This window comes from Autumnicola patrickiae (assembly GCF_031846525.1).
GTDB lineage: Bacteria > Bacteroidota > Bacteroidia > Flavobacteriales > Flavobacteriaceae > Autumnicola > Autumnicola patrickiae.
In genome coordinates, this window is record NZ_JAVRHM010000001.1 from 1 (window position 1) to 12,175 (window position 12,175).

The window sequence follows — 12,175 nt, forward strand, 5'->3', positions numbered from 1 at the left end:
ACTTTTCACTACTCACTCTTTACTCTTCACTGCTTCACTGCTTCACTGCTTCACTTTTCAGACCTCATAAATCCAAAATACTCCAATAAAACCTCATCATTTATCTTTCGCGGAGTGAAAATCTCAAGCAATTTTGGCTGTTCCGAAGCTTCAAAGAAATGCTGCATTGTTTTTTCGATTTCTTCGGAAGAAGATGCTGCTTCATATTCAAAACTGTACATCTCGCACAGTGATTTCGCTTTCAGATTATGTGTGGTTTCAAAAAAAGTATCGAAATTTTCAGTATTCTTATTTCCGGGTAAAATCCGGAAGATTCCGCCGCCGCTATTATTCAGAACGATAATCCTAAAATTCGAAGGAATATAATTGTTCCAGAGCGCATTACTGTCGTAGAAAAAGCTCAAATCCCCAGAAATCATTAGCGTTGGCTCCTTATTCACACTTGCCGCACCCACGGCTGTAGAAATGCTCCCGTCGATCCCGCTGGTCCCGCGGTTACAGAAAATCTTCAGACTTTCTTTCCACTTAAACAACTGCGCATACCTAATCGTAGAACTATTTCCCAGATGCAGAATATAATTTTCGGGAACGGCAGGAACAATAAACTGCATCGCCTTTAAATCTGAATACGGAATTTCATCCATATATTTCTCATGCCTCACCTGGCGCTTTTTCTTGGTGTTCTTCCAATATTCAGCATAATCGCTTTCAATTTTCTGCGTAAGCGGAAGAAAATGAGCAAAGAATGAATTTACCGAAACCTCGAAATGTTTATTTAAACAAAAAAATGTGTTGTAGGCTTTTTTAGGGTCTACGTGCCAGTGCTGCTTCGGATTATGATTCCGGAGAAATGCTTTAATTTTCTTGGACACAATCATTCCGCCGAAAGTGAGCAGAATATCCGGCTGCAGCATTTTAAAAAGCTCTTCCCGGTTATCATCTTTCTCCAGAGGACCAATAATGGTATCTATCCTGGTAAAAAATTCGGGATGATTTAGATTTGAAGTAGTTTCAGTAAAAACGATAACCGACGGATCTTTTGCCAGCTGCTCCAGGAACTGCTGCTCCACCGCGTTTGGTTGAGCAACGCCTACAATTATCATTTTCCGTTTGGCCTTGCTCCACAGTTGAGCATAAGCTTCCAACTGATTTTCAGTATAAGTCCTCTCCTTAATTTCCGGTAAAATCTGCAGCGGATTCACCTCTACATTCTCCACCAGATCGTACAATGGCTCATAAAACGGAACATTTATATGGACCGGTCCCGCTCCTTCTATGGCTTTATTAAGCGCAAGATTGATTTCCCGCTCGTTGTGTTTCTGGGATTCAAATTGTTTTTGCTGAAGTTTTTTATCGGTAGCTTCAGATTCCAGGACAATTTCAGAATATAAATTAGCAGAATATAAAATATGGTTTTCGAAAACATTTTTCTGCCGGATGGTTTGTCCGTCGCCAATATCTATACGTTCAATTGGTCGGTCTGCGGAAATCACCACCAGCGGAATATCACTATAAAAAGCCTCGGCAATCGCCGGATAATAGTTGAGCAGTGCAGATCCTGAAGTACAAACCAAAGCCACCGGTTTTTGCAGTTGCTGCGCCATTCCCAAAGCGTAAAATGCCGCGCAACGCTCGTCTACGATGCTGTAGGCATTTATTTCGGGATGATGGGTAAAACCTATGGTGAGCGGCGCATTTCTGGAACCGGGGGAAATTACTACGTGATTTATATTTTTCGCAACACAAAGTGCCACTATAGATCGTGCTACGGGTATTTTTGAATGTTTCACAAATTTGTTTTTAAATAAAATAGATTTCTGAAGAAATCAGAACGTGCTAAAAGTAATTCCGACTCAAATTACTCTTTTTAACTTTTTTAGACTTCGCAGGGCCCGATAGCTATACGGGATAAAAACCTGTGAAGCCTTTACAACTTTTAACTTTATAACTTTCAAAACTCTACTTAACAAGTACAGCCTTCATGGTATGCGATTTATTAACCGTCTCTTCCCACTCCAGCGAAGGATTGGAACCTGCCGTGATTCCGCCTCCTACAAAAAGATTGGCCACACCTGCCTCTAGTTTTATGCACCTTAAGTTTACGTACAGAGATGTTTGCTTCGAAATACTAACATACGCCTGATTTTCCTGGTTTCTGCGATTGCTATTCCGCTTGGTTTCGGTTTTTAGATTTAGCTCACCTAAAAATCCGGTGTAAAACTCCCGGTCGTAACCTTCATTTTTAAGAATGAATTTCTTCGCCGGCTCTTTGGGTAAACCACAAACAGCCGGAGTTGGATGTAGCGCCTTAATTAAATCGTGCAGATTAAAAGAATTAGAATGAAAAGTTCCGCTAATGTCAGTTCGTAAATGCAGTAGGTTTCCAGCCCTTGAGGTATAAGGTTTTGAGGCTTTAATACTTCCCGCACCGGAATTTAATTCCTGTAGATTTTCCAAGATTGCATCGGTAACAATCTGCTGTTCTTCCTTCTCTTTCTCGCCCCATTCCACATCTGTACTCTCCTGAAAAGCCTGTGTACCGGCAAGAGCCATTGTCCTGAATTTATTCCGTTCTACCTGCAGCAAAGTTTCGGGAGTAGCGCCGAGCCATGCACCGGTTGCCGGGTGAAACCAGAGATAAACAAATGCAGTGTTATATTTTTTCAGCATATTTTTGAAAATCCCTATCACCTTTAACTGGTGCTGCACACTTTCGGTTCTGGAAAGAACAACTTTTCGTAGTTTCCCTTCTTTGATGGTATCAAGCGCTTTTTGCACCAAGTCCTCATGCTCTACCCGCGCCTGTTTCCGAAGCTGATTCGGCGGAAAAGGCGGATCTACTTTTTTCACATCTTTATGATCTTCTTCAAAATAGTATTCTGTTTGAATTTCTTCTGAAGATTCTGGAGGAATTATAAAAGCTCCTTTTTCAACTTCAAACGGAGAAAAAACAAAACCACTTTCGGAATAATCTGCCACCTTATGTGTAGCGGCATCTTGTTGAAGTAAAGCTTTTACATATTCCGGATTTTCATCTATACCGGGTTTTCGATATGCCACAAAAGGAAATCCTTTTTCTATCTGCTCTTCTAATTTTACGAAAAATTCGTCGGAATTGATCATTTACTTATTTTTTGGTAATGCTATGGTCGTGAGTTTTACCAATGAAATCAAGTTTTCTTCTTCGTCTGTAATCCTGATTTCCCAAAGCTGGCTAGTACGGCCTTTATGGATATAAGTTGCTTTTGCAAACACATAACCTTCAGAAATACTCTTTAAATGATTGGCCGAAATCTCTATGCCACGGACAAAAAATTCATCTGTATTTAAGAAAACATAACTCGCTAAACTGCCCACGCTTTCTGCAAGCGCAACACTCGCACCCCCATGCAACACCCCATCCGGCTGGTGAACTTTTGGTGTTACCGGCATTTTCGCAATAAGATAATCCTCTCCAACTTCAGTAAATTCAATTTCAAGGGTTTCCATTAAAGTATTTTTACACACTTTTTTGGACAACTCGAGAATTTCCTCTTTGGTCATAGCAATAAGATTGGTTTCTTTGTAAAAATACAAAACCGCACCTTAAAAATGAGCACCGAAAAGCAGCTTTCTTACCAGATCACCAATACGTACAGCGTGTTAAACGAATTCACTCCTAAAACCAAAACGGTTTGGGTTGTTTGCCACGGAATTGGCTATTTGAGCAGGTATTTTCTTCGACATTTTAATCATTTAAATGCGGAAGAGAATTACATTATCGCTCCACAGGCACAATCCAAATATTATCTGAATAATGAATACAAACACGTTGGCGCCTCCTGGCTAACTAAAGAAAATACTGAAGCTGAAATAGAAAATGTACTTAACTATCTGGACGAAGTTTATAAAGCGGAAAATCTAAGTGATGCTCCAAATTTGGCAATTTTCGGCTATTCCCAGGGGGTGTCGGTTGCTGCACGCTGGGTCGCCCGCAGAAAAATTGAATGTTCCCGATTAATATTGCATTCTGGAAAAGTTCCTTCGGAATTAAAAGCTGAAGATTTCGCTTTTCTGAAGAACACAGATTTTTCTTTTATTTATGGGACTGAAGATGAGTACCTAAAAAAGGCAATTATCAACATTGAAGAAGAACATCTGCGGACTTTATTTCCAAAAAACCTGGAAATCCTCACTTTTAATGGCGGACATGAAGTAAATCCAACTTTAATTTCAAAATTTGCTTAATTTGATATTGTTTTAAAAAGGCCATTACGAGGTGCAAATGCATCGAAACAATCTCTAAATAAGATTACTTCGCTACACTCGTAATTACTTATGAAGATAATTTGAAATTAAATGGAACAGAAATCTTCTTCAGCTAAAAAATCCAAAACCTCTTTGCTCAAAAGTATTGGTCCCGGATTCCTGCTGGCGGGAGCTGCTATTGGGGTTTCTCATCTTATCCAGGCCACCCGCGCCGGTGCAGATTACGGTTTTATCCTTATTTGGGCATTGATCATCGCCTGTATTTCCAAATATCCGTTTCTGGAATTTGGCCCACGATATGCCGCCGCAACAGGAGAGCATCTTATCTCCGGCTATAAAAAGATGGGGAAATTTCCATACTGGATTTATATCATTATCACTGTAGGAAGTATGTTTATCATCCAGGCTGCGGTTACCATTGTTACTGCCGGCCTGGCCGAACGACTTTTCAATTTTGGATGGTCACCATTTCTATGGAGCGGAATAATCCTCGCTGCCTGCATTGCGCTGCTGCTTATCGGAAAATATCCGGGATTGGACAAGAGCATGAAAGTGATTGTAAGTTTATTGACGATTGCCACCCTCGCTGCTGTGGTCATGGCTTTTGGTGCCGGAACTGTGGAAAGCGCCGTTACTACTACAGCTCCTTCTCTCTGGACTACTGCAGGCATTGGGTTTATTATTGCATTTATGGGATGGATGCCCATTCCGCTGGATGCTTCTGTATGGCACAGTATCTGGACGAAAGAAAAGGCTGTCCAGACAAAACAGAAACTTTCGGTAAGAGGCGCTTTTGCCGACTTTAACGTCGGTTATCTTTCCGCGGCATTTATCGGACTGCTATTCTTCCTGCTTGGCGTGCTGGTAATGTTTGGCAGCGGAACTTCATTTTCCAGTAATAGTGTAGAATTTGCTACTCAGCTCATCGATCTCTACGGAAAAACTCTGGGGGACTGGAGTAAACCCATTATTTCGGTCGCTGCTTTTGTGACGATGCTAAGTACTGTCCTCACCGTAACCGACGCTTACCCGCGGGTGATTTCAGAATTAAAAAATCCGGAAAAAGATCTGCCTCAGGAAAAAAAGGAAAAGTGGAAAATTTATCAGGTGTCGATATTTGCCATTCCGGTGCTGTCGCTTTGTATACTGTTTTTTCTTTCCGGTTCCTTTACGATATTGGTAGATTTTGCCGCCGGATTATCTTTTCTATCTGCTCCATTTCTCGCCTGGTTTAATTATAAACTCGTCACAGGAAATCAAATGCCGAAAAAACATCGTCCCGGCAACAGTTATATGACTTTTAGTTTGATTTGCTTCGGGTTTTTGGTGATCTTTAATTTAGTATATATTTACTATTTCTTCTTGCAGTAATGAACTTTTAAAACAGGAGTACCGAAGAGTAATTACCCGTAAAATAACTATTCCTTAAATTTAATTTCACATTAGTATTACACTAAAAAACCATCTTTGTACTGGCTCCATATGGAGTATTTCATTAATCATGGTTTTTGTCGACTTGATTTATGAAGAAGCCGTCTTTCGGGACGGCTTTTTATATAATTTGATCTAAGGGTAATATCCGCATAACATTAATTTAACATTTTTTTCGGTTCTTTGCAGCGACAAAAACCAAAAAGTAATGAGATACCCATGGCACCTGCTATTGGCATTTTTTCTAGTAGGAGTGTTTAATACAAAAGCACAGGAAACAGTCTCTAATCAATTCGGAAAAGGTCTTATCAACTTTACTGCTAAAGATAGTTCCTTTAGCGTTAAATTTGCTCCCCGTTTCCAATCCCTTTATACTTCCCAGTGGGATTATCCCGAAAGCGGAAAGCTCGAGAGAGGAAACTCCAACATGCTTGTTCGAAGAGCGCGTTTAAAATTTTCAGGCTTTGCTTACTCTCCAAAACTGAAATATAAATTGGAGTTAGGTTTATCTAATAATGATATTTCTGGTGCTTCTGCATATACGGGGAACGCACCTCGATATATTTTAGATGCAGTACTTCAGTGGAATTTTTATGATAATTTTGAATTATGGCTGGGCCAGACCAAACTGCCGGGAAACAGGGAGCGGGTAATATCGTCTGCCAATATGCAAACGGTGGATCGCTCCCTGGTAAACAGTCGCTTTAATATTGACCGGGAAGCAGGCGCACAGTTGCGCCATTTTTTTTACGCCGGCGATAATGTACTTTTTAAAGAAGTTATTTCTGTTTCCCAGGGAGAAGGACGTAATGTAACTACGGGAAATATTGGCGGACATCATATTGTAGCAAGGGCAGAAATCCTTCCTTTTGGAGATTTTAAAGATTATGTTGGCGCCGATCTTGAACGGGAACCTTTACCGAAATTATCTGTGGGTGCAAGCTATAGTTTTAACAATAATGCAGTTAGAACAAATTCTATTTCAGGATCATATATGCTTACTAACGATGGTTTTCATACCACCGATATTACCACTTACTTTCTCGATCTGATGTTTAAATACCGCGGATTAAATCTTATGGCAGAAGCCGCAAGACGTACCGCAGACGAGCCTTTTGCTCTAAACGAAGATGGTAGTCCTACAGGAGATATGGTTCAGATAGGAGATGGAATAAATATCCAGGCAGGATATGTTTTCAAAAACGATTATGAAATTGTTGGTCGCTATACGGGTATCGACCTAAAGACAAATTATATAAATCGTGGAATTGAAAAACAGTATACCTTAGGCCTTTCTAAATATATTGTAGGTCACAAACTTAAAGTGCAAACAGATCTTAGCTATAATAATTTTGATAACAGTGCAGATGATGGATTGATGTACCGCTTCCAGGTAGATATACATTTTTAATTCCTATTAAAGATTTTTTCAATCTCACGATTCCTCTATACAAGAACATTACAAATATAATAGTGAAAAATAAAAGCACGACCACCTACAAAGAGGAAATCGGGCTTTTATTTTTCTAATCTGATTAATTAATTGTTTACCAACAATTTCTCCTTTTTACTTTCTGAAACCTCTGTATCTGTTAAAGTTTTGAGATAGGCGATTAATGCTTGTTTCTCTCTCTCATTAAGGCTCAGTTCATCAAAAGGTAGCGTTTGATGCGGCAAATCAAAACCTAAACCTGCTCCCCCACCGGAATTATAAAAGTCGATCACTTCTTCAAGAGTTTCATAAACTCCGTTGTGCATATAAGGTGCTGTTACAGCAGAATTTCTTACTGTTGGTGTCTTGAACATACCCTTTTGAATTTCTACTCCGTACATCCAGTAAAAGCCGAAATCATCATCCAAATTTAGATTTTGAGCTGTTTCAGGAACACCTATTACTTCTTTTTCTGTTTCGTTAAAAAATGGCGGTACTGTACCGTTTGTAAGGGGCACGAAATGGCAGGTAGCGCAAAGTGCTTTACCCATAAACAAGTTGAAGCCATGCTTCTCTTCTGCTGTAAAAGAGTCTTCCTCTCCCCTTATATTCCGGTCAAATTTGGAGTTGAAGCCATTAAGGTTGGCGATATATGCCGATAGAGCTTTAATCACGTCGGTATTCCTTCCGGAAATCTGTCCGAAAGCATCACGAATCATTTCTTTGTAAGCCGGATCTTCTAAAATATCTTCTGAAAACTGATGCACACCTGTATTAAACTCTTTGTCGTTTGTGAAAACTGAAGAGATCTGGTCCATCAAATTTTCTGAACGGCCATCCCAAAAGAAGCTCTGTTGAAAAGCAACATTTATCAGAGTCGGAGTATTACGTTGAAGTTTATTTCCCTGGTTATCCAGATTTGTTACCATTCCGTCTGCATAAGCTTTCTCCGGAACATGGCAGGTAGCGCAGGACATCTTCTTATCTTCAGAAAGATTTTTATCGAAGAAGAGTTTCTCTCCCAAAGCAACTTGTTTCTCTGAAGAATTCCTGTTCATCGCTGGCATAAAGAAATCCTCATTAAAAGAATCTTCTTCAAAGAAAGTAGGCGCATCAAAGTTAAATGGAGAGCTTATATTTCCATCCCAAAGTCCGCTCTCTTTTCTTATCGCCACCCAGCTGGAAGTGACAGGATTCATATAATCTCTGATAAATGTATAACGGTCAAAATTTTCAAAGTCTTTATCTTTTTCAATAAACCCGATGGCTTCCGAAATCCTTTGCTGAAAACTCTGATCTAACTCCTTATTTTTCTCTTTAATTATTCCTGAAATACTTCTGTCATAAACCTCCAATAAACTTCGAAGGGAAATAATAGTTTCATCAAATCCCAAGTGGCTTACCGGCGTGTCAAAACCCGAAATTGATAAGCTGACAATCCTTAATAACTGCTGATGTGTAGCGACAAAGAAACGCTGCGGATTAAGTTCCCGCTTTAAAATATTTTCTTTAAGATTATTCATTAATCCTTGAGTTACCTCGACTTCAGCCATAAACTCTCTTTCAGAAACACCACTTTCATAGATACTTTCTTCTATCTTCTGTAAACCGACTGGGGGCATGGTCCTACTGTTATCCTCCAGGAATACCGGTAGAGCAGGTCCGTTTACCCGATGGCCAACGGGAGGATTTAAATAAGAAGCATATGGTTCTGCTTTTTTAAATTCTGCCCTGGCCAATTCAAAAACTTCTTTCGATTTTTCATCATTCTGGCCAATCTTTTTAACTTCTTCAAGATGAGCAATGGATTTCTCTATACTTTCCAGATAGAATTCTCTGGGGTTTTCCCAATTAACGATCTCCGTCGCTTGTTCTTCATTAATCGAAAGGTCTACATATTCTTCATTATGTTTACATGAAAAATTTATTAAAATATAAAGCAGTAGTAGGAAAAGCTTGTTAGAATTTATCATACAGATTAGAAATTAAATGGAAAAACCTCCGTACCAAAGCCGGAGGTTTTCTATTATTGCATAATTATAATTATCTTGGTAATCCTTGTAAAACTACAATTTGAGAAGCCTGATTATCTTCCCTTACTTCAGAGAAATCGTGACCGTCAAGACTTTTAAATTCGTCACTTTTCCAATAATGAGGTTGTAAAGCAAGAATAAAAGTTCCTGGTACTCCAACTTTATCGCTTACATCTATAAGGGCTCCAAATTCACCGCTAAGTCCGGTACTATTGTTGGGAGCAAGGTCCTGTCTTACCACTAGTTCCAGAACTTTATGGATGTTATTACCATTAAGGTCACTCTGATAAATTTGTGCAGCATGCCCCCTGCTAAAGGAATTAGGATCCTCCTGGATATAAACAAAATTCTCAGTCACACAGATATTATCAGGACTCTGTAATGCAGCAAGATTCCCATCCATGTTGTTGGTATCTGTGTTTCCGCTAACTATTTGAGTAAGTTTTCCGGTCAATGGGGATTCGTCATCCAATTCTAGTTTATAAATTGTACCCCAATCGTTATAAGTTCCTGCGCCGGGACCACGTCCGGTAACTGCAAAAAATACGTTTCTTCCGTTTTCTTGAGATCCTTTTTGGTAATCTACGTCTTCAACCCTCATAAAATGAGTAGCCAAAACATCGTTGCTAGCGGCTTCAACTTCATCTTTGGTCATATCCTTCGCATTTTCTATTTCTACGAATTCAACTTCATAGGAAATGCTTCTGTCAAAATGTGCTTCAGAATAAATTTCATCTTCATTAACAGCTTGCACACCTCCTGCTCCATCTGAAACCTCTTTTGTTCTTAGCACATAAACTTTTCCGTTTTCAAAATCGTCATCTCCGTTTTCAGAATAATAAAGAACAACCTGACCTTCAGAATTACTGGAATCATCATCTCCTCCAACTATTACAGTTTTACCGGAATATGCATTTTGTGGAAGTGGCACTGCATTTTCCCAAGAGAATTCACCAAGAGCATCTAACCCAAAATCTGCATTTGGAGTAGGAGTTTCTACCCATGGATCTATTCCTTTTACATCGTAATGCAAACTTTCTGAAGCAGATAAGAAGATATCTTTACTTCCACCATGTATGGCGGATTCCCACATTGTTGCAGAACATTGGCGGGCATAATCTGAAACACCTGAATTCAGTAAATAATCCCCGGAAACAGGATTAAAATGCTCATCAAGACGAATTCTTGCTACTGCATAACTATCTTCGCAGTTTACCACATACATGTAGCCGTCGCCATCCTTCAGAAAACCTGCACCATCTGCAGAGCCGGCTAACTGAAAACCATCTCCCACAACATCAGGTGTACTTAGTAAGGAATAAGCTTTTACGAAATTAAACTGGGGTGATAGTGCAACTAAAGGGTCTACGCTGGATTTATTTTCGAAAATACTTTCTTGTCTAACAAGATCCTCCCCATCTTCTCCGTCAACTCCGTCACTTCCATCAACACCGTCCACGCCGTCTTTTCCATCTACACCATCAATCCCGTCTTCTACTTCACAGGCATTAAAAAAGGTCATAACGACCGAAAGAATAAAAATTTTAAAAATCAGCTTTTGCATGTTTTTCATGGCTTTTGGTTTATAGTTAATTGTTTTAACAAAACTAGTCGCCACCATGATCAAGTGCGTTAACTCATTTTAGTGCTTAGATTAATAAAGGTTCATCTTAAAGTCACGAAGGTTAAGCCTGTGTTAGTCGAAAATTCATAACTGTTTTGGAGTCAGTGATTAGGAGTAGAATTTCTTTTGAGGGAAGGAGAATATATGTTATGTAAACAGAAATTAAAAATAGGAAATAACTAAATCTACACATTACAGCTAAAGATCGATTCAGCTTCATGCTCCGGGTGGTTGACAAATTCCCTGCTCTCTTCCAGGGTGAATTCTTTTATCTTTTCCCCGCTGCAATCATACAAATCAATTTTTTCGAATCCGTAACACAGTGGATCGATCATTTGGATATAGAAAACTGTTTCTCCTTCATATTGACTTTTCAAAATAGCAACTTCACAGGCATAATCCCCACAATTTAAACCGGAAATTAATTCCTGTACCCAATCCATTTCTAAAGGATCTTCTGCGGAACAGGCATTTTGAAGTTCAGCTTGCACATTTATTTGATCTACCTCCTCACCTTCATAGTCACAGGAAGTCACCATTCCTGAGACAAATAATAAACACGCCAGTACTTTTTTCATGATAATCCTGATTTATAATATTTAAAGTATTTCAAAGTTCTGAGAAACAATTTTATTCTGTTTTTATCCCGATGCGGGATTTTAAGAGATTCCTCTTGTTACTGCAGCAACCAGTTACAGAAGTGTATTTATTATTATTTAATCAACCGTGGAATCAGAGTCGGAATAATTTTCCAGACAAAAACTAAAGTCAACAGTTACTTCTTTTTCCACTGCTATTTCCTCCTCGCACACTCCTGCTACGTCTTCTATAATACATTCAGGATCATCTGACTTGGTATATTTGCTCATTTCGGTTATTTTACCAGTAAGTGTACCGCTAATAACACCTTCTTCGTAATCATCAATTATAAGTATAAAATCTTCCTGTTCGGGATTATCCAGTGCGGTAATTGTATTACTATACCCAAAAGAAGTAGTAGCCGTTTTTTGTTCAGGAAATTGTAAAGCAAAAATTATATATTCGAAATTATTCCGTAGTGCTTCCAGTGAAAGATTATCCTGGATTTCTGAACTGAAATACATTGTGAATTCCAATTGCGGACTCACATATTGATAATCAATCAGATTTAAAAATTCTTCTCCGCATGCATCACTCATTGCACAAATTGTTTCTGTTTCTGCACAATTTTCGACGGTGCCAACATTCAGGTTAACCGGATCTTCTGTAAAACTGTCGTTTTCCGCTTCAGGACTGCATCCCAGTACAATAAAAACTAAGAAAATAAATCTTTTCATATTAATGGTTTTTAACTAGATGCGAAAAATCGGGAATGGTTGCGTACAAAAACATAAAAAGCGCGACCAAATTAATGATCGCGCTTTGGTT

General features: G+C 39.0%; 10 protein-coding genes. 3 read left to right on the forward strand and 7 right to left on the reverse strand.

Annotated elements, in window-relative coordinates; all coding sequences use genetic code 11:
• Positions 1-50: 50 nt before the first annotated feature.
• From menD to RM549_RS00015, 3 genes are all read right to left on the reverse strand, one after another.
• Positions 51-1,790, reverse strand: coding sequence for a 2-succinyl-5-enolpyruvyl-6-hydroxy-3-cyclohexene-1-carboxylic-acid synthase (menD, locus tag RM549_RS00005; protein ID WP_311679443.1), 1,740 nt, complete (start codon positions 1,788-1,790; stop codon positions 51-53).
• A gap of 169 nt (positions 1,791-1,959) precedes the next feature.
• Positions 1,960-3,123, reverse strand: a complete 1,164-nt coding sequence (locus RM549_RS00010; RefSeq protein ID WP_311679445.1) for a chorismate-binding protein — start codon at positions 3,121-3,123, stop codon at positions 1,960-1,962.
• Entirely contained in the window at positions 3,124-3,543 is a 420-nt protein-coding gene (locus tag RM549_RS00015; protein ID WP_311679447.1) for a PaaI family thioesterase, read from the reverse strand.
• Between the two features lie 48 nt (positions 3,544-3,591).
• On the opposite strand from RM549_RS00015, the gene RM549_RS00020 reads away from it, so the two are divergent.
• The 3 genes from RM549_RS00020 (at position 3,592) to RM549_RS00030 (ending at position 7,090) form a co-directional block, all read left to right on the forward strand.
• Positions 3,592-4,227: an alpha/beta hydrolase gene (locus RM549_RS00020; protein WP_311679449.1), complete on the forward strand. Its 636-nt coding sequence runs from the start codon at positions 3,592-3,594 to the stop codon at positions 4,225-4,227.
• A gap of 111 nt (positions 4,228-4,338) precedes the next feature.
• Positions 4,339-5,619 carry an Nramp family divalent metal transporter gene (locus tag RM549_RS00025; protein WP_311679451.1) on the forward strand — a complete coding sequence of 427 codons (1,281 nt, stop codon included), beginning with the start codon at positions 4,339-4,341 and terminating at the stop codon, positions 5,617-5,619.
• 268 nt (positions 5,620-5,887) lie between these two features.
• Positions 5,888-7,090, forward strand: coding sequence for a porin (locus RM549_RS00030; RefSeq protein WP_311679454.1), 1,203 nt, complete (start codon positions 5,888-5,890; stop codon positions 7,088-7,090).
• Between the two features lie 128 nt (positions 7,091-7,218).
• Here the strand turns inward: RM549_RS00030 and RM549_RS00035 are convergent, their stop codons facing one another.
• From RM549_RS00035 to RM549_RS00050, 4 genes are all read right to left on the reverse strand, one after another.
• Positions 7,219-9,084 (reverse strand): cytochrome-c peroxidase, encoded by a 1,866-nt coding sequence (locus tag RM549_RS00035; protein ID WP_311679456.1) that lies wholly within the window; start codon positions 9,082-9,084, stop codon positions 7,219-7,221.
• Between the two features lie 70 nt (positions 9,085-9,154).
• A complete protein-coding gene (locus tag RM549_RS00040; RefSeq protein WP_311679458.1) occupies positions 9,155-10,717 on the reverse strand; it encodes a PhoX family protein in 1,563 nt (520 codons plus the stop codon).
• A 236-nt stretch (positions 10,718-10,953) separates the two neighbouring features.
• Complete coding sequence (locus RM549_RS00045) at positions 10,954-11,346, reverse strand: hypothetical protein (RefSeq protein ID WP_311679460.1); 393 nt, start codon at positions 11,344-11,346, stop codon at positions 10,954-10,956.
• Between the two features lie 138 nt (positions 11,347-11,484).
• Positions 11,485-12,084 (reverse strand): hypothetical protein, encoded by a 600-nt coding sequence (locus tag RM549_RS00050; RefSeq protein WP_311679462.1) that lies wholly within the window; start codon positions 12,082-12,084, stop codon positions 11,485-11,487.
• Positions 12,085-12,175: the final 91 nt, after the last annotated feature.

What these genes read in the sequence shown, in the direction of transcription:
- RM549_RS00010 (WP_311679445.1), bottom strand. Translation starts at nt 3,123, where the DNA reads ATGATCAATTCCGACGAATTTTTCGTAAAATTAGAAGAGCAGATAGAA.
- RM549_RS00015 (WP_311679447.1), bottom strand. Translation starts at nt 3,543, where the DNA reads ATGACCAAAGAGGAAATTCTCGAGTTGTCCAAAAAAGTGTGTAAAAAT.
- RM549_RS00020 (WP_311679449.1), top strand. Translation starts at nt 3,592, where the DNA reads ATGAGCACCGAAAAGCAGCTTTCTTACCAGATCACCAATACGTACAGC.
- RM549_RS00025 (WP_311679451.1), top strand. Translation starts at nt 4,339, where the DNA reads ATGGAACAGAAATCTTCTTCAGCTAAAAAATCCAAAACCTCTTTGCTC.
- RM549_RS00030 (WP_311679454.1), top strand. Translation starts at nt 5,888, where the DNA reads ATGAGATACCCATGGCACCTGCTATTGGCATTTTTTCTAGTAGGAGTG.
- RM549_RS00035 (WP_311679456.1), bottom strand. Translation starts at nt 9,084, where the DNA reads ATGATAAATTCTAACAAGCTTTTCCTACTACTGCTTTATATTTTAATA.
- RM549_RS00040 (WP_311679458.1), bottom strand. Translation starts at nt 10,717, where the DNA reads ATGAAAAACATGCAAAAGCTGATTTTTAAAATTTTTATTCTTTCGGTC.
- RM549_RS00045 (WP_311679460.1), bottom strand. Translation starts at nt 11,346, where the DNA reads ATGAAAAAAGTACTGGCGTGTTTATTATTTGTCTCAGGAATGGTGACT.
- RM549_RS00050 (WP_311679462.1), bottom strand. Translation starts at nt 12,084, where the DNA reads ATGAAAAGATTTATTTTCTTAGTTTTTATTGTACTGGGATGCAGTCCT.